This window comes from Ruegeria sp. BG9 (assembly GCF_056538305.1).
Genome location: NZ_JBQFSY010000016.1, coordinates 24,638 through 46,963, shown reverse-complemented (window position 1 = coordinate 46,963; position 22,326 = coordinate 24,638). Strand labels below are relative to the sequence as shown.

Here is a 22,326-nt window from a genome sequence, read left to right as displayed (position 1 = left end):
TCCGGTCAGGGGATCCAGCGTTGCACGAACCTGACCACGCGTTTAACCGTCTGATTCTCAAACAGCCTTGGCGAGAAATAAGCCCCCGCCACACGTTTGTTAAGCTCTCCGATCGTCGGATAGGGCGAAACCATCGCGGCGATCTGCCCCATCTTCAGGTTATTGGCCAGCGCAAGGGACCACAAGTTGATCAGCTCTCCGGCCTGATGGCCCACGATTGTCGCGCCCACGGGGCGTCCTTTCACGACCATGACCTTGATGAACCCTTTTGTCTTTCGCTCGGATATGGCGCGGTCATTATGATGGTAGTCGAACCGGGCGACCTCCGTCGCGTCGCCATGCTGGTCGCGGGCCTGCGCCTCGGTCAGGCCGACCTGAGCCAGTTCGGGGTCCGTATAGGTGGCCCAGGGGATATGAGCGGTCTTGGCCTTTGACGGCAGACCAAACAGGGCCGAGCGGATGATGATGCCCGCATGGTACCCCGCCACATGGGTGAATTGCAGACCACTCGCCACATCGCCGATAGCATAGACCTTGCGATTGGTCGTGCGCAAAGCGTCATCCACCCTGATCCCTGTGCGTGTACGATCGATCCCGGCCGCCTCAAGGTTCAAACGTTCGACATTTGCCTTGCGTCCGGCCGCCATCAGAAGGTGGGTACCGGCAAAAATGTCTCCGTTCTGGGTGACTACTTCGACCGCGTCGGCCGAGCCTCGGATTTGCGCGACCATGGCTTCTTCTTGAATATCGACCCCTTCGGCCCGCAGGGTTTCCAGAACAAGGGCCGCGGCCTCGGGGTCATCCTTGCCCAGCGCCTTTGCGCCTTCGATCACGGTCACCTTGCAACCTAACCGGATATGGGCCTGCGCCATTTCCATCCCGATGGGGCCGCCGCCGATAATCAACAGGTGGTCCGGCTTCTCCTTGAGATCAAAGATGGTTTCATTCGTGTGGAACGGCACTGAATCCAGCCCCGGAATCGGCGGAACGAGCGGCGAAGACCCGGTGGCGATGACAACACGCCGGGCGGTGATCACTTTCTCACCGGCCTGCACCTGTGTCGGAGACAGGAAGGTACCAAATTCGCGGATCACCTTGACGCCGAAGCCCTCGAACCGTTCCTGACTGTCCATCGGCTCGATCTGAGCGATGACACCCTGCACGTGATCCTTGGCTGCCGCATAGTCCACCTGCGGCACAACATCGGCCACACCAAAACGCGCTGAATGGGCCTGCCCATAGGCCATCTTGCCACTGGCGATCAGGGCCTTGGAAGGGACACAGCCAAAGTTCAGGCAATCCCCGCCCATCTTGTGGCCTTCCAGCAGGATCACATCGGCCCCCATCTGCGCGGCCCCTGCCGCAACCGACAAACCACCCGACCCGGCGCCGATGACCAGGATATCTGTTTTCAGCTCTTTCATGGAATTCAGGCGTCCTTTTTCCCGCGCAGGGCTTTGATCAGAATGGGCAGAGCGGCCAATACGCACAAGCCTGTGATCGGACCGATAACAAAGGGTTCCCAAAGCAGCGAAACATCAGGCGTTTCTCCGCGATCAAAGACACCACCCAGGCCAACGCCGATCCAGGTGTAGACGATACCACCCGGAATGATGCCCAGCGCCGTGGTGAACAGGAAGTTGCGGAACTTCACGCCCACCAGTGCCGGCACCAGATTGGCTACAAAGAACGGAACCACGGGCACAAGACGCAACAGAAACAGGACCGAGATCTCATTCTCGCGCAGGCCATCCTTGAGTTTCTTGATGGTGCCTTCCGAGGATTCGAGGCGCGCCGTCAACGATTCACCCAAGCCCCAGCGCGCGGCCAGAAAGATAGCGGATGCGCCGATCGTGGCCGCGAACACATTGAACGCGGTGCCTGCGAACAGGCCGAACAGGAAACCACCGGTCATCGAGGCGACGGCGGCTCCCGGCAGGGAAAACGCCACGATCACGATATAGATCCCAACGAAAGCTGCGGCCATGGCCCAATAATATTCATCCCGCCAAGCCAACAAAGCCTCGCGATTGTCGCGCAGGGTTTCAAAACTCAGGTAGTCCCCAAGGGTGAAGAACCCCACCGCGGCAACGGTCAGGATCACAAGCAATGGAATATGGCGCGCAAACCCGCTGCGCGGTGCTTGGGTCGTTTCGCTCATCTGACTGTCCGGCTTTGATTGTTTCATTCTGACCTCAACATGCGCTGCCTCGTTGTCCTGCAACAGGCCCCTCACGCGGCCTTGAACTCTGTGGCCGGGAATGTGAGGGTTCGGGGCGCAAAAAACCGGATTCTGAAATCTTTTGACCGGCCAGGTTACAGAATTGTTGCAAAAGGCGCGAAAACCCGTGCCTTGGGGTTTGACTTACCCCCCGCTTGGCAGTAGAGGACGGGCTTCGAACACTCGGGCCAGGCGAATCCGCGCCGCACCCACCGCTATAGATTGGAGACGGAGCGATGAAACGCACCTATCAGCCTTCGAACCTGGTTCGCAAACGCCGCCACGGTTTCCGCGCGCGCATGGCCACCAAAGCCGGCCGCAAAATCCTGAACGCGCGCCGTGCACGCGGCCGCAAATCGCTGAGCGCGTAAAACGCCTCACCGATCAGGTTATGAACATGACGCCGCCGGAGGCCCCTGAGGATGGTATCAGCCAACCGAGGGTCAAGCCCCCGGCGGCGTCCGTTTGCGCGCCCAAACCTCTGACCATTCTCAAGAATCGTTCTGATTTCCTGAAAGCAGCGCGGGCGCGTCGACAAGGCACATCCTCGATGATGGTGCAGGCGCGCAGGCGCGCTTCGGACGAGGGCGCAGGCATTCGCGTCGGGTTTACGTGTTCCAAAAAGGTCGGCAATGCGGTGTCCCGCAACCGCGCCAAGCGCCGCCTGCGCGAAGCCGCCCGTGCCGTACTACCCAAGCAGGGGCATGACGGCTGGGACTATGTCCTGATCGGCCGCGCCGAGGTCACCGCCGGGCGGGCGTTTGACGCCATGCTCGACGATCTGCGCTATGCGCTGCGCAAAATCCATGCCCCTCGCAAATGACCCTGCTGGCGCGCATATTCGCCCTGCCCGTGCGCGCATACCGGTTGGTTTTCAGCCCGTGGGTCGGATTCAATTGTCGCTACCAACCAACATGCTCAGCCTATGCGCTGGAAGCGCTAGAGAAACACGGCGCGATCAAGGGCGCGTGGCTGGCCGCCCGTAGAATCGGGCGCTGCCACCCATTGGGTGGTACGGGGTATGACCCGGTGCCCGAGAAATCTGAAGACGATTAGACCAGCGCCAGATTCCCTCGGTCCGTAAACCTTCGGGTCGGGATAACTTCACGATCCAATTTACCCAGCAGAGTGTGGTGCAAATCCTCGTAGAACCGAGGCGAATCGAAATACCAGCTGTGGCTGGCGGATGGCCCATCCGGGTAATCCGCGCGATTGTCATTGAAGAACTTGCCGCAATATAGATTGACCGCCTTTTCAGGATGGTTCGAGGGCATTCCCACACGCCCCAACCGGCGCGAAACGCCCACGCGCTTGACCTCGGAGATCGAAAGAACCTCATCAAACGGGCTGTAGTAGCAGGTCAGCCTCGTACACCGCCGCATCAAGGATGAGGTCTTGGCGCTACCCTCACGGAAAGACTTGGCCGAGACATCCGCCGCGACAAAGGCGATCTGACTGGTGGTCCAGCTGTGCTGTGCGATCTCATGGTCGTCATCGGCATAATCCATAGCCTCGCGCACCAGAAAGGTACCCATGGAATGAGCCAGAACGTGAACATTATGGGGGCAATCAGGGGTCTGCATTTTGGACAAACGTCTGATCCCGTCATTGAACAGCTTATCCGCCGAGCGACGCGCATCGGCTCTGTCCGAGCTATAGCCCAAGACGGATCCATCGCTTGGCCAGTCAAAGCTGACGATCACACCTTGAAAACCATGGGCCTCGAGCCCCTTCCGGATTTTGCGGTGCCGCTCCAGCATCTCGAACTGCTCGGTATTGAAGCCATGAATGAAAAAGACGATGTGGCCCTTTTCATGATCCGTCGCCCCGGCGGCCTGCTGCACCTTGTCCAGCCAGTCCGAGATTCGGATTTCATGTTTGCGCGCCGGTGTCTTTACATTTGACGGTATCGCAAGATAGCGCGCCTTGCCCAGTTTGTTTGAATAGGTATTGCCGTTGCGTCCACGGACGGTAAAGAAATAGTCCAATTTAAACTCCGTCGATAAATCCGCAGAGCATAGCACAGGCGGCGCTTTCCCCAAAAACTGGCCCGGGTTCACGACACCTTGCCCGCGCGCATCCTGCGCTGTAATCACGGCCCATGTTTGATGAAGCCGACGATATCCACCCGCTGTTTGCTGGCGCTCCCACGACGACCGAGTTCAAGAAGCTGCGCAAACGCATTGTGCGCCAGACCCGTGAGGCGATAGAGCAGTACGGGATGATCGACCCCTCCGCCCATGACAAGGACGGCAAACCGCCACGCTGGCTGGTCTGTCTGTCGGGTGGCAAGGACAGCTACACCCTGCTTGCCGTTCTCTATGAGCTGAAATGGCGCGGGTTGCTGCCGGTCGATTTGCTGGCCTGCAACTTGGATCAGGGGCAGCCCGGCTTTCCCGCCACCGTCCTGCCCGAGTTTCTCGAGCGGATGGGCGTTCCCCACCGGATCGAGTATCAGGACACCTATTCCGTTGTGATGGACAAGGTCCCTCAAGGCAGGACCTATTGCGCCCTGTGTTCGCGCCTGCGCCGGGGCAATCTGTATCGCATCGCGCGAGAAGAGGGCTGCTCGGCCGTGGTGCTGGGCCATCACCGCGATGACATTCTGGAAACCTTCTTCATGAACCTGTTCCACGGCGGGCGTCTGGCCACCATGCCCCCCAAACTGGTTAATGAAGAGGGCGACCTTTTCGTCTTTCGCCCACTGGCCCATGTGGCCGAGGTCGATTGCGAGAAATTCGCCAAGGCGATGAACTACCCGATCATTCCCTGCGATCTGTGTGGCAGTCAGGACGGTTTGCAGCGCCAGCAGGTCAAGCAGATTCTCGATCAGTGGGAAAAGAACAACCCCGGCCGCCGTCAGGTGATGTTCCGCGCCCTGACCAACGCCCGTCCATCTCATTTGCTGGATTCAAAATTGTTTGACTTTTCAGGGCTTTCCCTGGTTTCCAGCAAAAACAACGAAAATTCGGCTGAAATTCCGCAGTTGCGTTAACGTCTAACTCAGACTGGTTTCCTACCATTCACCTTGAACGCTCGATGCCCAAGGCCTGGAATAGCTATGCGGAAACTTCCTGATTTTGACCGTTTTCTCCGTCCTGTGACCTCTGCCCTCAGCGGGCCATCTGCGCTGGCCTTTCTGCCAGCGCTCAGCCTTGGGGCTTTTTGGCTGGGCGGCGAACGCGTGCTTGTCAGTGTGACGCTTGGGGTACCGTTGATGTTCGCGGTGGCAGGGATTGTGAACAGTCAGTCGAAAGCGCGCGCTGGGCAGGAAATCGGTGGTATGCTGCCAAACGAACAGTTTAATCTGGCCTTGGCAAAAAAGCTTGAAATCGCGTTTCAGCAAGAGGCTGGCGCAGCTTGCATCGCCATTGCGATCGACGGTTTTCCCGAGGTTGCGGATATTCACGGTCAGGCCGCCGCCGATCACATCCACCAGCAATTCTGCAGCCGCGTTCTTTCGATGATCCGCGACGATGACATTGCGATGTTGGTCGAAGGCGACGGCCTGATGATAGGTCTGCATCCGTCGCAGCAGCTGGACCTCGAGGCCTGCATTCAGATGTCCGGGCGCATCCAGTCTGCGGTGGAAGAGCCGATCATGCTCAATGGAATCGGTCTCTACCTGACTTGTTCGATTGGGTTCAGCCTGAACAAAACTATCTCTGGCGACACGGTTGCAGACTGGAAAGCCGCCAGCACCGATGCGCTGACCGAGGCACAGCGCTGTGGGCCCTCGACGATTCGGGCCTATTCCTCCGAGACCCGGCGCAGGTCACTGGTCCGAAGCAATCTGCGCAAGGAGTTCGAGGCGGCACTGGATCATGGCGATATCCGCCCGTGGTTCCAACCACAGGTATCCACGGATACCGGCCGCGTTACGGGTTTTGAGGCGCTGGCCCGGTGGGAACATCCGCAAAAAGGTGTACTGAGCCCTCAAGTCTTCCTGCCCTTCGCCGAACAAGCCGATTTGATGGAGCGTTTGGGTCAGGCCGTCCGGAACCACGCCTTCACCGCCATGCGGTCCTGGGACAGGGCGGGCGTTATTGTGCCACGTATGGGCGTCAACTTCTCCTCGGATGAGCTGCGCGGACCTAGTTTGATCGACCGCCTCAAATGGGAGCTTGATCAATTCGACCTGACCCCCGACAGGCTGACCGTCGAAGTGTTAGAGACCGTCTTTTCCCGCCGCCCCGACGACGTGATCACCCGCAATGTCACCGGCCTTGCGGCTTTGGGGTGTTGTATTGATTTGGATGATTTCGGCACCGGCCATGCCTCAATCGCGTCGATCAAGCGGTTCAACGTCACGCGGATCAAGATCGACCGCTCATTCGTTGCCAAATCCGATCAAGACCCCAGTCAGCAACAGATGGCCAGCGCCATCCTGACCATGGCAGAACGTTTGAACCTCGAGACGCTGGCGGAAGGGGTCGAGACACCAGGGGAACATGCCATAATGGCCCAGCTTGGATGTGATCACGTGCAGGGCTTTGGTATTGGCAAGCCAATGCCGTTCGAAAAGACATTGGACTGGATGGCCGCGCACAACGGCAGGATGAACGGGGTTCCGAAAATCGGACGCCAAACCGGCTGAATTCCGTGAAAGAGTGGCCTGGAATGCCACGGCGCGACGAATTTACGGCCGATTCCGCTTGACCTTTGGGCCTGCACTCTATTGAACCCTGCGGGTGTCTTTCACTGCTCAAGGTGGCTGTCCCAGATGGACGATCAGAACAAGAATCTCATCCTTGCAACCGCGCTCAGCTTTCTCGTGATCCTGGTCTGGTTCGTGTTGTTCCCTCCGCCGGAACCCACGCCCGGAACGGAACAGACCGAGATTGCAGCAACCGAAGGGTCAGAGATTCAAACGCCCAGCGCAAGCGGCACCGGAACGGTTGGCGAGGCAACCGCGACCGCGGAAGAGGCTCAGCCCGAAGAGCAAGCGCCGCGCGTTGCGATTGATACGCCCCGTCTGAAAGGCAGCCTGTCGCTGTCGGGCGGCCGCATTGATGAGCTGTTCCTGAAGGATTACAAAGTCTCGCTTGAGGAAGACGCACCGATCGTCGAACTTCTGGCCCCGGTCGGGTCGGACTCGGCCTATTACGCCCTCTATGGCTGGGCCCCCGGATCCGGCGTGAGCGGCACGGATGTTCCCGGCCCTAACACCCTTTGGACGCTTGAGCAGGGCGAGACATTGGGCGTAGACACCCCCATCACACTGGCGTGGGACAACGGAAACGGCCTGACCTTCCGCCGCACAGTCTCGGTGGACGAAAACTACATGTTCTCGGTGACCCAATCCGTCGAAAACGCCACCGGCGCCGAGGTTAGCATGGCCCCTTACGGCATTCTGGCCCGCCATGGCATTGGCGAAGACGGCGATCTGCCGGGCCTCAAGAACTTCTTCATCCTGCATGAAGGCGTGATCGGCATGGCCGACGGAACCTTGACCGAGGTCGACTATGGCGATGTCCGTGACTTCGACATCGACCCGAACGAACGCGCTCAGGCCGAGGTCTATCAGGTCAAAGAGGACGGCTGGATTGGGTTCACCGATCACTACTGGATGACCACGCTGATCCCCGAGCCCGGATCGGCCTTCAAAGCGGCCGCAAAATACGACTCGCGCCGCAAAATCTATCAAACCGAAACCGTGCTTCCGACACTGACCGTGGCTCCGGGTGCAACGGAAGAGGTTAGCACCCGCCTGTTCGCGGGCGCGAAGGAATGGGAAGCTATTCGGGAATACCAATCCGAAGGCGTTCAGAAGTTCATCGACAGCATCGACTGGGGTTGGTTCTTCTTCCTGACGAAACCGATCTTCTGGCTGCTGCATAACATCAACCTTCTGATCGGCAACATGGGTTGGTCCATTATCGGCCTGACGCTGATCATCAAGGCGATCCTGTTCCCGCTGGCATTCAAATCCTACGTCTCGATGGCGAAGATGAAGGAACTTCAGCCGCAGATGGAGGCCCTGAAAGAAGCCGCAGGCGACGACCGCCAGAAGATGCAGCAGGGCATGATGGAGCTGTACAAGAAGGAAAAGGTAAACCCCGCCGCGGGCTGTTTGCCGATCCTGATGCAGATCCCGATCTTCTTCTCGCTGTACAAGGTGATTTTCGTTACTATCGAACTGCGTCAGGCCCCGTGGTTTGGTCCTTTCCAGGACCTCAGCGCACCGGACCCGACCTCGATCTACAACTTGTTTGGCTTGTTGCCCTGGGCCGCACCCGCGCCTGAAAGCTTCCTTGCGCTGATCTTTATCGGAATCCTGCCCCTGCTGTTGGGTATCTCGATGTGGCTGCAACAAAAGCTGAACCCGGCGCCAACCGATCCGACACAGGCGATGATCTTTGCCTGGATGCCGTGGGTCTTCATGTTCATGCTGGGCGGGTTTGCCAGCGGTCTGGTGGTTTACTGGATTGCCAACAACACCATCACCTTCACCCAGCAGTATCTGATCATGCGCAGCCAAGGATATAAGCCGGACGTGTTCGGCAACATCAAATCCGGCTTCAAGCGCACGCCGAAAACGGACGGCAAATGAGCGGGCAGGTCTCAGCCCTCTGGCGGCACCCGATCAAGAGCCATGGGCGAGAAGCCCTGACCGAGATCACTGTACTCCCCGGGCAGACCATGCCCGGGGATCGTGTTTGGGCCGTCGCGCATGAGGCTGCCAAGACCGACGGCTCGGAATGGGCACCTTGCGTAAATTTCAGCCGCGGCGCGAAGGCGCCCAAGCTGATGGCGATCTCGGCTGAATCCCACGGCGATAGCGTGACCTTGCGCCACCCTGATCGTCCGGATCTGAGCTTTGCACCCGATACCCAGCAGGACGTGTTTTTGGAGTGGGTCAAACCGCTGATGCCTTTGGATCGCGCAGCATCGGCGCGAATCGTGCGCGTGCCCGGTCGGGGAATGACCGACAGTGATTTCCCTTCGATCAGCCTGTGCAACATGGCCAGCCACCGCGCGGTCGAACAGAAGCTGGGCCGTGAGCTCTCGCCTATCCGCTGGCGCGGCAATATCTGGTTCAATGGCCTCCCCCTATGGGAGGAGTTCGATTGGCTCGGTCGTGAAGTTCAGATTGGGCAGGCCGTGTTCCATGTCCGCGAACGGATAACGCGCTGTCTGGCAACCACTGCCAACCCCGACACGGGCGAGCGGGATGCGGACACGCTTGGTGCCCTGAACAGTTGGGACCATCAGGATTTCGGCGTTTATGCCGAGGTGATCCGAGGCGGTGAAATCCGCATTGACGATAAGGTTCAACTGCTATGACTACCCTGCCCTTCCCTCTGGCCGAAGATCCTGACGAGTTCGCGCTGGAGCGTGGGCGCAAGCTGTTTGCAGGTGAATCCGAGTTCGTCAAAGGCGTCGTCGCGATGAACGGCCTACCCGCCCCCGACCGGCTTGAGGTCTGTTTTGCTGGACGCTCGAATGTCGGAAAGTCCAGCCTGATCAACGCGCTGACCGGCACCAAGGGCCTCGCGCGCGCCTCAAACACACCGGGCCGCACGCAAGAGATCAACTTTTTCACCCAAGGTCCTGAGCTGTATCTGGTGGACCTGCCCGGCTATGGCTACGCAAATGCTCCGGTCAAGGTAGTTGAGAAATGGCAGCGGCTGCTGAAACAGTATCTTAGCGGGCGGCAAACCCTGCGTCGCGCCTTCGTTCTTATCGACTCACGCCATGGGGTGAAGCCTGTGGATGATGAGATCATGAAGCTGCTGGACACCAGCGCCGTGACCTTTCAATGCGTCATGACCAAGGCCGACAAGGTGAAGGCCAACGACCGCGAGAAAGTGCTGAACCAAGTGCGTAAAGCCCTGTCCAAACACCCTGCCGCATACCCTGAGATCGTTCTGACATCCTCGGAAAAAGGGGATGGGGTGCCGACGCTTCGCTCGATCATCGCCCATCTAGAATGACCCTGATCCTGCGCGTCTTTGGTGTTCTGACCCTGCTTGCACTGCTCGCGACCAGTGCAATTCCGCAGGGATGGATGCCAGCGCAAGGCAATGACGGCAAGATCCTACTGGTGCTTTGCACAGGTGAGGGAACGGTCGAGCAATGGGTCGATCTGAACCCGGACGATCCGATCCATGATGAGCATGACACGCGCTCCATGTGCCCTTTTGCGGGGCTCACTGCGGATGCCATTCTCCCTGGATTTGAGTTGATCATTCCAGCGGATTTCCAATTGCAGCCGCGCTGGGATCATTCCGATTTCACCCATCGCAGTGCAGGGCTTTACGCCCGCTATGATGCGCGGGGACCACCCCACTCCTCCTGAAACAGCGAAACCTTGTTTTGGCCCTGCGCGCACCTGCGCGCGAGGGATGTCTGTATATGGAGATTTCAAATGGCAATGGATAGCCAAATATCGGGCACAGCCCCGATGCAGAATACAGCTGCGCAAAAATTCTACTTCGCCGCGTGGCGGTGGCACTTCTACGCTGGGATTTTCGTAGTCCCGTTTCTGATCATCCTCGCCGTGACCGGTTTGATGATGATGTTTATCACTCAGTTTGACGGGCGCGATGGCGAGAAGATCGCCGTCACGGTCGAAGGAGAAGCCCTGCCCGTCTCGCAACAGGCCGAGGTCGCTTTGGCCGAGGTTCCCGGGCAGGTCGTCGAATGGATAGGCCCGAAGGCCGAGGATCTGGCCACCGTCTTCCGCATCAAAACCGATGCAGGCCAACGTTTGGTCGCGGTCGACCCTTACGTCGGTCAGGTTCTGGAAATCTGGGATCGCCGTGCCGGATGGTATGATCTGGCGGACAATATCCACTCGACCCTTCTGATCGGTACCACTGGCGACCGCATCCTTGAAATCGCCGCAGGCCTGAGCCTCGTTCTGGTGTTCACCGGCCTCTATCTGTGGTGGCCGCGCGGCAATGCGATGGCGGGTTTTGTACCCAACCTCAAGGCACGAGGGCGCGCGTTGTGGAAGTCCCTGCACGCGGTGGTCGGCTTCTGGATGTCGCTATTGCTGGTCGTCTTCCTTATCTCGGGCCTGTCTTGGGCCGGGGTCTGGGGCGGTATGATCGTTCAACCCTGGAGCAGCTTCCCAGCCGAGAAATGGGACAACGTTCCCTTGTCGGATGAAACCCATGCCAGCATGAACCACGGTCATCAGAACGACGTGCCGTGGGCGCTTGAGCAAACGCCCATGCCTTCCTCCGGCTCTGACGCGGGCATTGAGGGCGTGCCAGAGGGCACTTTAGTCGATATCGACGCGCTAGTCGCTTTGGGGACTGCATTGGAGATGAGCGGGCGATTCCGCGTGGCCTATCCAGGCGGCGAGGATGGCGTTTGGACACTCAACCGCGACAGCATGAGTAGCGACTCGACCGATCCGGTGAACGACCGAACTGTCCATGTCGACCAGTACACCGGCAAAATCCTGGCCGATGTCCGGTATGAGGACTATTCGCTGATGGGCAAATCCATGGCAGTCGGAATCCCATTCCATATGGGGTTGATGGGCACGTGGAACTTCATTCTCAACGTGGTGTTCTGCCTGTCGGTCATCTTCGTCTGCGTCTCAGGCGTGGTGATGTGGGTCAAGCGCCGCCCACAAAAGGCGCGTCGACTGGCGGCGCCACCGATGCCGGCGGAATTGCCGCTGTGGAAAGGCGCGGTCCTGATCGGGCTGTTCACAGCTATGGCTTTCCCGCTGGTAGGGCTGACCCTGTTGGGTGTACTGGCCTTCGACTTGCTGATCCTCAGCAATATTCCGGCAATGAAACGTGCGATGAGCTGATCTGAACAGGGGCCGCGCCACCTAGGCGCGGCTCTCGTAACCTGCATTTGCAGCGGTATGGTCTTGGCAGCCCGGTCCAAACGCCCTAACAGGGTGGACCAAAGGACTGACAGCCATGAAGACACGAGACATGAACCGGGATTGGATCGCCACCGCCGCAACCCTGAACAGCGCGTTGCCCTATTTGCAGCGCTACGATGGCGCGATTGTCGTCATCAAGCTGGGCGGCCACGCCATGGGCAGCGACGAGGCGATGGACAGCTTTGCCCGCGACGTGGTGCTGATGCGGCAGGTCGGAGTGAACCCGGTGATCGTGCATGGCGGTGGGCCGATGATCAACGCAATGCTCAAACAGCTGGACATCCAGTCAGAGTTTGTGGGCGGCAAGCGCGTCACCGACAAAGCGACGGTGGAAGTGGTCGAGATGGTCCTGTCGGGCCTTGTGAACAAGCGGATCGTGCAGGCGATCAACCGTCAGGGCGGCACCGCTGTGGGACTGTCGGGCAAGGACGCCAACCTGATGACCTGCGAACAGACCGATCCGTCGCTGGGCTTTGTGGGGTCTCCGTCGAAGATGGACCCCAAGGTCCTGCACGACCTGTTCTCGCATGACGTCATCCCGGTCATCGCGCCGCTAGGCGCGGGCACCGAGGGGGAGACCTTTAACGTCAACGGCGATACCGCTGCGGGGGCTATCGCCTCGGCGCTGAAGGCGGACCGCCTACTGCTGCTGACGGACGTCTCAGGTGTCAAGAACGCCGCTGGCGACGTGGTGACTGAACTGAAGGCCGGTCAGATCCGCGAAATGACTCTGGAAGGGACGATTGCCGGTGGTATGATCCCAAAGACCGAAACCGCGCTGGATGCGCTGCATAGTGGAGTGCGCGCGGTGGTTATTCTGGACGGGCGCGCGCCCAACGCGGTCCTGCTGGAGCTGTTCACCGAACACGGTGCCGGGTCGTTGATACGCCCCGACTAATTCCAAACCGGAGGAGATATGACCCAACAGCCCGCCTCCTCTCACAACATTTATGACCGTGTCGAACACGCAGCGCAGCGGGTCGGGCTGATCGTCATGGGTGCGCTACATCCGCGTCAGGTGCAAGCGAAACAATTGGATGGCGGTACGCTGATCCTTCTGGGCGCAGGGCCCGAGTTCTGGCCCCAGTTGAAAGCCGCGCCGGAATGGCAGGGCAAGGATCCGGTCGATCGCTGGTCACTACGTGTGGTCGGCCAACTGGCTCAGGACTTTGGAGCCGAGGCGCATTTTCCCTTCGGCGGCCCTCCCTACACGCCATTCATCGACTGGGCGTTGAAATCAGGGCGGACCTTCAGCAGCCCGGTGGGCGCGCTGGTACATGACCAGATGGGCATGATGATCTCGTTGCGCGGCGCGCTTCATTTCGCCGATGAATTCCCAATACCCCTGGCAACCGCCCCTTCGCCATGCACCTCATGCGCAGCGCCTTGCACACAAACCTGCCCGGTAGGCGCGCTGAATGATCAGAGCTTTTACAATGTCGAGGCCTGCCACACTCACCTCGCCACGCCCGAGGGGCAGGTCTGCATGACCGGAGGGTGCCTCGCGCGCCTCTCCTGCCCTGTCAGCGCCCGCGCAGGCCGAGACCCGGACCAATCCGCACATCATATGAGGGCTTTTCATCCGTCATGACACACACCCTGATCCTGACCCGCCATGCCAAGTCCAGCTGGGATGATCCCAACCTCAGTGATCATGAGCGACCACTGAACAAACGTGGGCGAGCCTCAGCCCCGGCGATTGGATCTTGGCTCAAGAAAAACGGCTGGGTCCCGGATGAGCTTCTGAGCTCGAACTCTGTCCGAACGCGTGAGACCTGGGACCACATGGGTCTGAATGCTGAAAACGCCTACTACGCCTATGACCTCTATTTGGCGGGGCCGGATGCGATGCTGGCTGAGTTAAAGACGGCAACAGGACGAAACGTGATGATGCTGGGCCACAATCCCGGAATTGCCCAATTCGCGGCTCAGCTTGTAGAAACCGCGCCTGAGCACGCTCGGTTCCACGACTACCCGACCTGCGCCACAACGGTGATCCAGTTTGAGATCGACAAGTGGTCCGACATCCAGAAGCACAGCGGCAAGGTCTTGGGTTTCGCGATCCCGCGCGAGCTTCTGAAATGAAAAAAGGCGGGGCAAAACCCCGCCTTTCCTTTGATGTGATCTCGATCAGTGTCCGAGGATCTGGCTGAGGAACAGCTTGGTGCGTTCGCTCTTCGGGTTGTTGAAGAACTCTTCCGGTTCGTTCTGTTCCACGATCTGGCCAGCATCCATGAAGATCACGCGGTTTGCCACCTGACGGGCAAAGCCCATCTCGTGGGTCACACAGAGCATGGTCATGCCTTCTTCGGCCAGTTCGATCATGGTGTCGAGCACCTCTTTGATCATCTCGGGATCCAGCGCCGAGGTCGGTTCATCGAACAACATGATCCGCGGCATCATGCAAAGCGAACGAGCAATCGCCACACGCTGTTGCTGACCACCGGAAAGCTGACCCGGGTACTTCAGCGCCTGATCGGGGATCTTCACCTTTTCAAGGAAATGCATCGCGCGCTCTTCGGCTTCTTTCTTGGGCGTCTTGCGCACCCAGATCGGGGCCAGCGTGCAGTTCTCCAGAATGGTCAGATGCGGGAATAGGTTGAAGTGCTGAAACACCATACCAACCTCGGACCGGATCTTGTCGATGTTTTTCAGGTCATTCGACAGTTCGATCCCGTCCACCACGATCTTGCCCTGCTGGTGTTCCTCCAGCGCGTTAAGGCAGCGTATCAGGGTAGACTTGCCCGAGCCCGACGGGCCCGCGATAACAATCCGTTCGCCTTGGTTGACGGTCAGATTGATGTCGCGCAGCACGTGAAACGAGCCGTACCACTTGTTCATTCCGCTAATGTCGATGGCGACCTCGTCGCTCACCTGCATCTTCGAGCGGTCGATTTCGCGGTCAATTGCAAGTTCAGACATGTGTTGAACTCCTTAGTGATGATCGGTGGCAAGGCGACGCTCGAGCCACTGAGAATATTGAGAGATGCCGTAGCAGACGACGAAGAACAGAAGCGCGGCAAAGCCCAGAAGCTCCCAATAGACGCCGTTCCATTCGGTTGACGCCAGGATGGGGCCTCGGATCATGCCCACCAGATCGAACATCGAAATGACCGAAACCAGTGTGGTGTCCTTGAACAGACCAACAGCCACGTTCACGATACCGGGGATCGAGATCTTCAGAGCCTGCGGTAGGATGATCAGACGCATCGCCTGAGGGTAATCCAGACCAAGGCTGTCTGCTGCTTCATACTGTCCACGTGGAAGCGCTGCCAGACCGCCGCGGATCACCTCGGCGATATAGGCGGCTGAGAACATGGTGATCATGATCACAACGCGCAGGAACAGGTCGACCGTGCTGTCAGGCGGGAAGAAGTAGGCCAGCATCACCGAAGCCACAAACAGCAGCGTGATCAGAGGCACGCCACGGATGAATTCGATGAAGATGACGCTCACCCACTTGATCAGCGGCATGTCCGACTGGCGACCCAGTGCCAGGGCAATGCCCAGCGGAACCGACAGCGACACACAGGTGACACCCAGCATCATGTTCAGCATGAAGCCACCCAGATCACGGCTGGGAACAGCTGTAAGCATCGCGTCTTCAGAAGCACCTTCTGGTATCAGCGCTCCGCCAACATTCCACACGACCAGCGCAACGATGATTGCCCCGAAGAAGCCAGCCGCAAAGCTGTTCTTGCCGAATTTCTGGAACACGGCGCCGCCCGCGACGCAACCCAGCAGAGCCACAAGCGGGACCAGAATGGTGCCACCCCAGATCAGCCAGAACGCAATGAACGGGTAGAGCGCCGTGAAGATCAGCATCTTGCGCGGCAAGTCGAAGAACAGCACCGGCGCAAAGGCCACCAGCATCAGCACAAACGCCAGGTTGGGGCGCCAGTAAGCGTCAACCGGGTATTTGAAGCCGTAGATCAGCTGAGGCCAGCGTTCGGTCAGAACCGCGAAACACGCGCCTGTCTTGCCACCTAGAATCTCGCGACACTCGGCTAGTGAGTTCGCGTTCCACACCCCGTTCAGAATCCACGGCAGTGTATTCTTCAGAAGGATGTAGATTAGGATCAGCGACAGAACCGTCAGGATGGTGTTGGTAACGCCTGAGAACAGATTCTCGCGCAGCCATTTGACCACACCCGTCTCATTCGCCGGGGGCGGAGAGGGAGGGATGGTACCTTCGGCCACGAAAGCGATCGGATTGGTTGTTTGATCGGCCATGGCTCAGCGCTCCTTCAACTTGACGGATGCGTTGTAGACGTTCATCACCATCGAGATCACCAGCGAGGCGGTGAGGTAGAACAGCATCAGCAGCAGAACGCATTCGATCGCACGACCGGTCTGGTTCAGGGTGATACCGCCCAGCGTCGCGGTGATATCCGCGTAGCCAACGGCAATCGCCAGAGACGAGTTTTTGGTGATGTTGAGGTACTGCGAAATCAGCGGCGGAATGATCACCCGCAGCGCTTGCGGCAGGATGACCAGATTCATAATCCGACCCTGACGCAGACCCAGCGCGGCCGCAGCCTCGGTCTGACCTTTTGAGATCGCCTGAATACCGGCCCGCACGTTTTCCGCGATGAAGGCCCCGGTGTAGATCGACAACGCGAACCACAAAGCGATCAGAGGACCACCGACCTTGATACCTCCGCTGAAGTTAAAGCCCTTCAGCGCGGGAATGTCCCAAGTCAGGCCCATCAGAACCATCAGCAATGCAAACGGCACCAGCCAGACGCCCAGCTTCACCAGCAGCGTTCTGGGGCGTTCACCGGTCTCTTCCTGTTTCTTGGTTGCCCGCTTTTCGATCTCGCGCGAGGCGAACCATGATCCGACCAGACCGGCAATCACCAGCAGCCAGTTCAGAATGGTTGCACTGAACAGGCCGTGTGCGAATTCCGGACGGGGGATATAGACCCCGCGGTTGGTGAAGGCGAAGGCATCAAACAGCATGCTCGACGTGGGGTTATCACCGCGGAACGCCCGCGGCCCCGGCAGAACGGCCGTCATGATCGTGAAGATGATGATGATCCAGATCAGAACCGGAATGTTGCGGAAGATCTCGACATAGACCGCCATCAGCTTTGAGACGAGCCAGTTGTTCGAGAGCCGCAGAACCCCGGCGATCACTCCGAATATCGTTGCGGTGATACAGGCCAGAAACGCCACGAGAAGCGTGTTCAAAAGCCCCACTACCGCAGCCCGCCCATGCGAGGACTGGCTGTCATATTCGATTAGACGCTGGTTGATGTCGTACCCGGCGGAATCGCCGAGGAATGTGTAGGATATGTTCAGGCCGGCGGCCCGAAGGTTCTGGATCAGGTTGTTGCCCAGATACCAAATGGATAGCGCAATAGCGATAGCCGCGATCACCTGAAAGGTCAGCGATCTATAGCGGGTATCGTTTATGAGCATCGACAGCCGAAAATCAGCTTTCGGCGGGTCAGTCATAGTCGACATATTTTGGAATCCCCGTAGCTAGCGGACTTTGTTTTTATGGCGAGGTTGTCCCCGCTCTGTGTCCGTTCGCGTAAGTATTAGTGAAAAAGGGCGCAGGATGTCCTGCGCCCTTTTCCGTGGATGTCTTAGCGGAAAGGCGGCGAGTACAGCAGGCCGCCTTCGGTCCACTGAGCGTTCAGGCCGCGTGCCAGACCGATCGGAGTTTCTTCACCGATGTTCTTGGCAAACACTTCACCATAGTTGCCGTCCGCCTTGATGGCGCGCATGGCCCACTGTGCGTCCAGACCCAGCATCTCGCCCAGGGTACCTTCGGTGCCCAGCAGACGGTTGACTTCCGGGTTGTCGGTGCCAGCTGCCAGCTCGTCGATGTTCGCCGAGGTCACGCCCAGCTCTTCAGCCGAAACCAGCGCGTTCAGGGTCCAGCGGACAACATCGCCCCACTCGTGATCACCGTGACGGACCAGCGGGCCCAGCGGCTCTTTCGAGATGATTTCGGGCAGCAGGACGTGGTCACCGGGGTTTTCGAACGTGGCGCGGGTTGCGGCCAGGCCCGAAGCGTCGGTAGTGTAAACGTCACATGCGCCAGCCAGGTACTGCTGCTGCGCCTCGGCGTTGGTTTCGATCGGAACCGGCTCGTAGCTGATGTTGTTGGCGCGGAAGAAATCGGCCAGGTTCAGCTCGGTGGTGGTGCCGGTTTGGATGCAGACGGTGGCGCCGTCCAGTTCCTTGGCCGAGCTTACGCCCAGTGCCTTGGGAACCATGAAGCCCTGACCGTCATAGTAGTTCACGCCGGTGAATTCGAACTTCAGGTCGACGTCGCGGCTGAAGGTCCATGTGGTGTTACGGGCCAGCATGTCGATCTCGCCCGAGGCCAGAGCGGTGAAGCGCGTCTTGCCGGTGGTCGGAACGAATTCAACTGCGTTTGCGTCACCCAGAACAGCGGCGGCAACGGCACGGCACAGCGATACGTCGAAGCCTTTCCATTCGCCATTCGCGTCAGGTGCAGCGAAGCCAACCAGACCGGTGGTCACACCACAGTTCAGAGTGCCGCGCGCCTTGACGTCGTCTACAGTTCCCGCCGCGGCAGCACCTGCGGCCAGACCGGCCACTGTTGCCGCGCCCAAGATTACGGATTTTTTCATTTTTACCTCTTCCTGATTTTCCGCCCCGGTAAGGGCGGCTCTGCCCGGCATAGTGGATGCCGGAAAGGTTACCCCAAAGGTGTCTCCCCTTTAGTGGGCTTGAGTTTGGTCGCATTCATAAACAAACGTCAAGGGTCGGATCAGGGAAAACGATGGGTCTCCGCCTCCGGATTAGGCAGATGCGTAAAAAAACCAACGTTGGAAGGATCAAACAGAGAGATCGAAGAAGGTCTTGGCGTGCAAAAACGCGGCTTTCTTTGTTTCCGCAACGGCGTGGGCTTCGTCATCGTGGCCCCATTGTTCGATCTGCCAGTTCTCATCAAGTCGCGAAATGCGCCATATTTCGTCCGGTTCGCGCCAATCCTGTGCCGCCGCAAATCCCAGAATCAACGAACCAGACAAGCTGACCAGATCGTGGAAGGCCGCCAACTGAAACGCATCCAACGTATGGACCCGCTGACGCAACTGCGCCAAAGCCTCAGCCGATTGGGGCTGGTGCAGAACCCCCGCCACGGGAATCAGTCGGGCCTGCAGGGTCTCGGCGGCCCAGTCCAGCGCGGGATCCCAGTCTGCGGCCTGACGCTCTTGCAGCTCTTGCGGATGGGTGGCGCGATAGCACAGCAGATCGGAGTCACCGTAGTCCGCCAGCATATCCGCTACTTCGCCGTGCTGGATGCGCACCTTGTCGATCGCCGCATTGGCCGAGCGGGTAAAGGGCATGGTGGTCGGGTCCACCTCTTTGTCTTGAGCATCCCACTCAGCGGCAACGGCTTCAGCCATCGCTTTGGTCGGCAGAATCAATGCGGCCTTGGCCGGCGTTTTGACCCGACGGCCATCCAGTTCGACCGTATAGCCGTCCTCGGCCTCGACCGTGGTGCTGTTTGTCCAAAAGCGTTTCGGTTTCCAGTCGCTCATGTCTTCACTTCCAAAGAGTGGCCAGCGCATCCGGCAGCTGGTCGAATGTTTCAATCACACAAGAGGCCGCACTTAGCGCAGCAGTGTCGTGGTACCCCCACGAGACCCCGATCCCGGTGACGCCAGCAGCAGCGGCCATATCCATGTCAAAGCTGGTGTCCCCGATCATGACCGCATGCGCGGCCTCAACGCCGGTTTCCTCCAGCGCGGTCTGAACCATCGAGGGATGAGGTTTTGAGGGGTGATGATCCGCCACCTGCCGGGTCACGAAATAGCGCTCCAGCCCATGCGCTTCGATCAGCGCATCCAGACCGCGTTGCGATTTGCCTGTGGCGACGCCCAGAAGAATCTCGGGCACCGCATGCAGGGCTTCAATCACATCGCGCGCGCCGGGATAAAGGGGGGAACTCGCGGCGCCGAGATCTAGCCGGTGCGCGTGATAGGCCTGTTTGTACCCTTCAACCAATTGCGCCTGAACCGTCGTCGACTGCTGTGGCACAAGCTGTGCAATGGCCAAAGGCAACGACAGGCCGACAATCGACAAAATGGCCTCACGGCTTGGCACCTCGACCGAGGCGGCCTGAAAACTGGCCGTCATCGAATGGACGATGCTGCCCTGACTGTCGACCAGCGTACCATCGACATCGAACAGGACCAAACGCAGGGGTGCGCTCATTGCAGCTCCTCGAAGGGGTCGTCGGCGGCAAGGTCTTCGGTCCAACCAAACGTGTCCCAGCTGTGCTTCATGTGCTCGGGCAGAGGGGCCTCGACCGTGATCGGCTTGCGGGTCATCGGGTGTTGGAAAGACAAGCGCCGCGCGTGCAGGTGCAGCTTTTTGCTGATAATCCCGCCCAATTGCGCGCCCCAGCCATCGCCGAGGTTTTCCTGACCCGAGCCACCATATTTGCCGTCGCCTATGATCGGATGGCCGATCGCGGCCATATGCGCGCGCAGCTGATGGGTACGGCCCGTAATCGGCTCCATCGCGACCCAAGCGGCGCGGCCCGCGACACGGTAGAGCGTGGCGTAGTGGGTGTGTGCCCGTTTCGCACCCGGCGTGCTGTCGATGTCGCCCATATGGACTGGGATCATCTTTTCGCCCTCGCCCTGTTTGCCATGGCCAGAGGCTTTGACCAGACCAGTCTTGATCTCGCCCAGATAGGGTGTCGGCACTCCGGCGACTAAGGCCCAGTAAATCTTACGCGTGTCGCGGTGACGGAAGGCAGCAGTTAGGCCTTTAGCGGCCTCGCGCGTGCGGGCCAGCAGCAGAACGCCCGATGTGTCCTTATCCAGCCGATGGACCAACCGCGGGTTCTCATCATAGCCAAAGCGCAAAGCCTCGGACATGCTGTCCACGTGGCGGGTCTGGCCGCTGCCGCCTTGCACCGCAAGGCCGTGCGGTTTGTTCAGCGCGAGGATATGATCGTCGCGATAGATCACGCAGGACTGGATCATCTTCGCATCCGCCTCGGACACGCTGCGCTTTACCTCAGCCGGTTTGTGATCGGCATCCGGCAGCGGGGGCACGCGGACGACCTGCCCGACCTCCAGCCGGGTCGAGGCCTTGGCGCGGCTGCCATCTACGCGCAGCTCACCCTTGCGGCACATCTTTTCGATCCGCCCTTGGCTGACATGCGGAAACAGGCGGCGTAGCCAGCGATCCACACGCTGGTCTCCGTCACCTTCTGCGACCGTAATCATCTGCACGCCACTCATGCCATCGCCCCTTGTCCCGCGCGGCCGATCCGCCCGGAGTATCCTGTTACCACTATCCTAGAAAACATGCGCGTCTGTGGCCTGCAACGGGTCGAGAGTCAAGCAATCGTAGGTGTTTCAGATGTTCAAGAAATCCCCATGTCGCCCGGCCCCGTCTCGGAACCGTCCTGCGCCTGCGGTGCCCTCCCGCCGGATCGCTTCCAGACCGTTGGCCCATTCAACCTTAAGCCCATCGCGCACTGACATCCCACGCGTTTCGATGATCGAGCGTCGGTCGGCCCGCACAGCCTCCTGCGGGAAGCGGGCGATTTCGTAGGCCATGGCCTCGGCAGCGGCCCGCGCTTCTCCATGCGGCACGACTTTCTCTGCCAACCCGATCCGATAGCACTCCTCTGCCTCAACCTTGCGCCCGGTCAGAGCGATTTCAAGCGCTTTGCCTTGCCCAACCAAGCGCGGCAAGCGCACTGTACCGCCGTCCATCAGGGTAATTCCCCATCGGCGACAAAAAACGCCAAGGTAGGCCGTCTCAGCCATCACCCGTATGTCGCACCACAAGGCCAACTCCATCCCGCCGGCGACGGCTGCACCGTCGATGGCTCCGATGACTGGCTTTGACAATTCCAGCCGAGATGGTCCCATTGGCCCGAGGGTCGAGGTGGCGGATCCAATAGGAAAGCTGTGTTTCTCGTAATAGGCCTCACCCAAGTCAGGGTCAGCCAGACTGGCGGCCAACTTCAGGTCCCACCCGGCACAGAAATTGCCCCCCTTCCCCCAGAAAACGGCAACCTTTGCGGGGCCGTGTTCGAACTCGAGAAACGCATCCACCAGAGCCTTCGCGTGATCCGGGTCAACAGCGTTCCGCGCCTCGGGTCGGTCATGGATGATGGTCCAAACGTCTTCGGTTTTGTCTATGGAAACGGGCATGACATGTCCTCCCTCATGGTCATTGACCCAAGGGAAGCCGGATGTGTGCCACCTGTCGCCTGTGACGCCACGGCAGCGCGAAA

The 22,326-nt window shown here is 59.4% G+C and carries 24 protein-coding genes; 13 read left to right on the top strand and 11 right to left on the bottom strand.

Features of this window, described 5'->3' with window-relative positions; all coding sequences use genetic code 11:
• Positions 1-5: 5 nt before the first annotated feature.
• Positions 6-1,424, bottom strand: coding sequence for an FAD-dependent oxidoreductase (locus ACR0I8_RS21805; RefSeq protein WP_170693018.1), 1,419 nt, complete (start codon positions 1,422-1,424; stop codon positions 6-8).
• A gap of 5 nt (positions 1,425-1,429) precedes the next feature.
• Positions 1,430-2,188 carry a TVP38/TMEM64 family protein gene (locus ACR0I8_RS21800; protein WP_480703633.1) on the bottom strand — a complete coding sequence of 253 codons (759 nt, stop codon included), beginning with the start codon at positions 2,186-2,188 and terminating at the stop codon, positions 1,430-1,432.
• 269 nt (positions 2,189-2,457) lie between these two features.
• Between ACR0I8_RS21800 and rpmH the strand changes: the two genes are divergently transcribed.
• From rpmH to yidD, 3 genes are read left to right on the top strand one after another with little or no spacing between them, the layout of a single operon-like run.
• Positions 2,458-2,592 (top strand): 50S ribosomal protein L34, encoded by a 135-nt coding sequence (gene rpmH / locus ACR0I8_RS21795; RefSeq protein ID WP_005980833.1) that lies wholly within the window; start codon positions 2,458-2,460, stop codon positions 2,590-2,592.
• Between the two features lie 26 nt (positions 2,593-2,618).
• Entirely contained in the window at positions 2,619-3,044 is a 426-nt protein-coding gene (gene rnpA / locus ACR0I8_RS21790; protein ID WP_170693016.1) for a ribonuclease P protein component, read from the top strand.
• A complete protein-coding gene (yidD, locus tag ACR0I8_RS21785) occupies positions 3,041-3,277 on the top strand; it encodes a membrane protein insertion efficiency factor YidD (RefSeq protein WP_170459835.1) in 237 nt (78 codons plus the stop codon). Before rnpA ends, yidD begins: the two co-directional genes overlap by 4 nt.
• On the opposite strand, the gene ACR0I8_RS21780 is transcribed toward yidD, so the two are convergent.
• Complete coding sequence (locus ACR0I8_RS21780) at positions 3,274-4,209, bottom strand: alpha/beta fold hydrolase (RefSeq protein WP_480703631.1); 936 nt, start codon at positions 4,207-4,209, stop codon at positions 3,274-3,276. The genes yidD and ACR0I8_RS21780 overlap by 4 nt on opposite strands.
• Before the next feature lie 113 nt (positions 4,210-4,322).
• On the opposite strand from ACR0I8_RS21780, the gene ttcA reads away from it, so the two are divergent.
• The 10 genes from ttcA (at position 4,323) to ACR0I8_RS21730 (ending at position 14,162) form a co-directional block, all read left to right on the top strand.
• Positions 4,323-5,216, top strand: a complete 894-nt coding sequence (gene ttcA, locus ACR0I8_RS21775) for a tRNA 2-thiocytidine(32) synthetase TtcA (RefSeq protein ID WP_170375936.1) — start codon at positions 4,323-4,325, stop codon at positions 5,214-5,216.
• A 66-nt stretch (positions 5,217-5,282) separates the two neighbouring features.
• On the top strand, positions 5,283-6,818 hold the full coding sequence (locus ACR0I8_RS21770; RefSeq protein WP_170693011.1) for a GGDEF domain-containing phosphodiesterase: 1,536 nt from the start codon (positions 5,283-5,285) through the stop codon (positions 6,816-6,818).
• A 126-nt stretch (positions 6,819-6,944) separates the two neighbouring features.
• On the top strand, positions 6,945-8,774 hold the full coding sequence (yidC, locus tag ACR0I8_RS21765; protein ID WP_170375940.1) for a membrane protein insertase YidC: 1,830 nt from the start codon (positions 6,945-6,947) through the stop codon (positions 8,772-8,774).
• A complete protein-coding gene (locus ACR0I8_RS21760) occupies positions 8,771-9,508 on the top strand; it encodes an MOSC domain-containing protein (RefSeq protein ID WP_170693009.1) in 738 nt (245 codons plus the stop codon). Before yidC ends, ACR0I8_RS21760 begins: the two co-directional genes overlap by 4 nt.
• Positions 9,505-10,158 (top strand): ribosome biogenesis GTP-binding protein YihA/YsxC, encoded by a 654-nt coding sequence (gene yihA, locus ACR0I8_RS21755; RefSeq protein ID WP_170693007.1) that lies wholly within the window; start codon positions 9,505-9,507, stop codon positions 10,156-10,158. The genes ACR0I8_RS21760 and yihA overlap by 4 nt, the downstream gene beginning before the upstream one ends.
• Positions 10,155-10,523 (top strand): DUF2946 domain-containing protein, encoded by a 369-nt coding sequence (locus tag ACR0I8_RS21750; RefSeq protein ID WP_480703628.1) that lies wholly within the window; start codon positions 10,155-10,157, stop codon positions 10,521-10,523. Before yihA ends, ACR0I8_RS21750 begins: the two co-directional genes overlap by 4 nt.
• A 69-nt stretch (positions 10,524-10,592) precedes the next feature.
• A complete protein-coding gene (locus tag ACR0I8_RS21745; RefSeq protein WP_170693004.1) occupies positions 10,593-11,996 on the top strand; it encodes a PepSY-associated TM helix domain-containing protein in 1,404 nt (467 codons plus the stop codon).
• Between the two features lie 115 nt (positions 11,997-12,111).
• On the top strand, positions 12,112-12,975 hold the full coding sequence (argB, locus tag ACR0I8_RS21740) for an acetylglutamate kinase (protein WP_170375950.1): 864 nt from the start codon (positions 12,112-12,114) through the stop codon (positions 12,973-12,975).
• An 18-nt stretch (positions 12,976-12,993) separates the two neighbouring features.
• Complete coding sequence (locus ACR0I8_RS21735) at positions 12,994-13,668, top strand: ferredoxin (RefSeq protein WP_170693002.1); 675 nt, start codon at positions 12,994-12,996, stop codon at positions 13,666-13,668.
• Complete coding sequence (locus tag ACR0I8_RS21730) at positions 13,665-14,162, top strand: histidine phosphatase family protein (protein WP_170693000.1); 498 nt, start codon at positions 13,665-13,667, stop codon at positions 14,160-14,162. Before ACR0I8_RS21735 ends, ACR0I8_RS21730 begins: the two co-directional genes overlap by 4 nt.
• A 45-nt stretch (positions 14,163-14,207) precedes the next feature.
• Here the strand turns inward: ACR0I8_RS21730 and ACR0I8_RS21725 are convergent, their stop codons facing one another.
• The 8 genes from ACR0I8_RS21725 to ACR0I8_RS21690 all read right to left on the bottom strand — a co-directional run bounded on the left by ACR0I8_RS21725 (position 14,208) and on the right by ACR0I8_RS21690 (position 22,243).
• Complete coding sequence (locus tag ACR0I8_RS21725) at positions 14,208-14,999, bottom strand: amino acid ABC transporter ATP-binding protein (protein ID WP_170528808.1); 792 nt, start codon at positions 14,997-14,999, stop codon at positions 14,208-14,210.
• A gap of 12 nt (positions 15,000-15,011) precedes the next feature.
• On the bottom strand, positions 15,012-16,310 hold the full coding sequence (locus ACR0I8_RS21720; protein ID WP_170692998.1) for an amino acid ABC transporter permease: 1,299 nt from the start codon (positions 16,308-16,310) through the stop codon (positions 15,012-15,014).
• A gap of 3 nt (positions 16,311-16,313) precedes the next feature.
• A complete protein-coding gene (locus ACR0I8_RS21715; RefSeq protein ID WP_170375961.1) occupies positions 16,314-17,546 on the bottom strand; it encodes an amino acid ABC transporter permease in 1,233 nt (410 codons plus the stop codon).
• Between the two features lie 125 nt (positions 17,547-17,671).
• The gene (locus ACR0I8_RS21710; RefSeq protein WP_170375963.1) at positions 17,672-18,688 is read right to left on the bottom strand and encodes an amino acid ABC transporter substrate-binding protein; all 1,017 of its coding nucleotides are present in this window, start codon (positions 18,686-18,688) and stop codon (positions 17,672-17,674) included.
• Between the two features lie 207 nt (positions 18,689-18,895).
• Positions 18,896-19,603 carry an ATP12 family protein gene (locus tag ACR0I8_RS21705; RefSeq protein WP_170692996.1) on the bottom strand — a complete coding sequence of 236 codons (708 nt, stop codon included), beginning with the start codon at positions 19,601-19,603 and terminating at the stop codon, positions 18,896-18,898.
• A gap of 4 nt (positions 19,604-19,607) precedes the next feature.
• Positions 19,608-20,279, bottom strand: coding sequence for an HAD-IA family hydrolase (locus tag ACR0I8_RS21700; RefSeq protein WP_170692994.1), 672 nt, complete (start codon positions 20,277-20,279; stop codon positions 19,608-19,610).
• Entirely contained in the window at positions 20,276-21,319 is a 1,044-nt protein-coding gene (locus ACR0I8_RS21695; RefSeq protein WP_170692992.1) for an RluA family pseudouridine synthase, read from the bottom strand. The genes ACR0I8_RS21700 and ACR0I8_RS21695 overlap by 4 nt, the downstream gene beginning before the upstream one ends.
• Positions 21,320-21,436: 117 nt before the next feature.
• Positions 21,437-22,243 carry a crotonase/enoyl-CoA hydratase family protein gene (locus ACR0I8_RS21690; protein WP_170692990.1) on the bottom strand — a complete coding sequence of 269 codons (807 nt, stop codon included), beginning with the start codon at positions 22,241-22,243 and terminating at the stop codon, positions 21,437-21,439.
• Between the last annotated feature and the right edge of the window lie 83 nt (positions 22,244-22,326).

Excerpts from the sequence above, each read along its gene's own strand:
- ACR0I8_RS21805 (WP_170693018.1), bottom strand. The coding sequence starts at position 1,424 with ATGAAAGAGCTGAAAACAGATATCCTGGTCATCGGCGCCGGGTCGGGT.
- ACR0I8_RS21800 (WP_480703633.1), bottom strand. The coding sequence starts at position 2,188 with ATGAAACAATCAAAGCCGGACAGTCAGATGAGCGAAACGACCCAAGCA.
- rpmH (WP_005980833.1), top strand. The coding sequence starts at position 2,458 with ATGAAACGCACCTATCAGCCTTCGAACCTGGTTCGCAAACGCCGCCAC.
- rnpA (WP_170693016.1), top strand. The coding sequence starts at position 2,619 with ATGACGCCGCCGGAGGCCCCTGAGGATGGTATCAGCCAACCGAGGGTC.
- yidD (WP_170459835.1), top strand. The coding sequence starts at position 3,041 with ATGACCCTGCTGGCGCGCATATTCGCCCTGCCCGTGCGCGCATACCGG.
- ttcA (WP_170375936.1), top strand. The coding sequence starts at position 4,323 with ATGTTTGATGAAGCCGACGATATCCACCCGCTGTTTGCTGGCGCTCCC.
- ACR0I8_RS21770 (WP_170693011.1), top strand. The coding sequence starts at position 5,283 with ATGCGGAAACTTCCTGATTTTGACCGTTTTCTCCGTCCTGTGACCTCT.
- yidC (WP_170375940.1), top strand. The coding sequence starts at position 6,945 with ATGGACGATCAGAACAAGAATCTCATCCTTGCAACCGCGCTCAGCTTT.
- ACR0I8_RS21760 (WP_170693009.1), top strand. The coding sequence starts at position 8,771 with ATGAGCGGGCAGGTCTCAGCCCTCTGGCGGCACCCGATCAAGAGCCAT.
- yihA (WP_170693007.1), top strand. The coding sequence starts at position 9,505 with ATGACTACCCTGCCCTTCCCTCTGGCCGAAGATCCTGACGAGTTCGCG.
- ACR0I8_RS21750 (WP_480703628.1), top strand. The coding sequence starts at position 10,155 with ATGACCCTGATCCTGCGCGTCTTTGGTGTTCTGACCCTGCTTGCACTG.
- ACR0I8_RS21745 (WP_170693004.1), top strand. The coding sequence starts at position 10,593 with ATGGCAATGGATAGCCAAATATCGGGCACAGCCCCGATGCAGAATACA.
- argB (WP_170375950.1), top strand. The coding sequence starts at position 12,112 with ATGAAGACACGAGACATGAACCGGGATTGGATCGCCACCGCCGCAACC.
- ACR0I8_RS21735 (WP_170693002.1), top strand. The coding sequence starts at position 12,994 with ATGACCCAACAGCCCGCCTCCTCTCACAACATTTATGACCGTGTCGAA.
- ACR0I8_RS21730 (WP_170693000.1), top strand. The coding sequence starts at position 13,665 with ATGACACACACCCTGATCCTGACCCGCCATGCCAAGTCCAGCTGGGAT.
- ACR0I8_RS21725 (WP_170528808.1), bottom strand. The coding sequence starts at position 14,999 with ATGTCTGAACTTGCAATTGACCGCGAAATCGACCGCTCGAAGATGCAG.
- ACR0I8_RS21720 (WP_170692998.1), bottom strand. The coding sequence starts at position 16,310 with ATGGCCGATCAAACAACCAATCCGATCGCTTTCGTGGCCGAAGGTACC.
- ACR0I8_RS21715 (WP_170375961.1), bottom strand. The coding sequence starts at position 17,546 with ATGTCGACTATGACTGACCCGCCGAAAGCTGATTTTCGGCTGTCGATG.
- ACR0I8_RS21710 (WP_170375963.1), bottom strand. The coding sequence starts at position 18,688 with ATGAAAAAATCCGTAATCTTGGGCGCGGCAACAGTGGCCGGTCTGGCC.
- ACR0I8_RS21705 (WP_170692996.1), bottom strand. The coding sequence starts at position 19,603 with ATGAGCGACTGGAAACCGAAACGCTTTTGGACAAACAGCACCACGGTC.
- ACR0I8_RS21700 (WP_170692994.1), bottom strand. The coding sequence starts at position 20,279 with ATGAGCGCACCCCTGCGTTTGGTCCTGTTCGATGTCGATGGTACGCTG.
- ACR0I8_RS21695 (WP_170692992.1), bottom strand. The coding sequence starts at position 21,319 with ATGAGTGGCGTGCAGATGATTACGGTCGCAGAAGGTGACGGAGACCAG.
- ACR0I8_RS21690 (WP_170692990.1), bottom strand. The coding sequence starts at position 22,243 with ATGCCCGTTTCCATAGACAAAACCGAAGACGTTTGGACCATCATCCAT.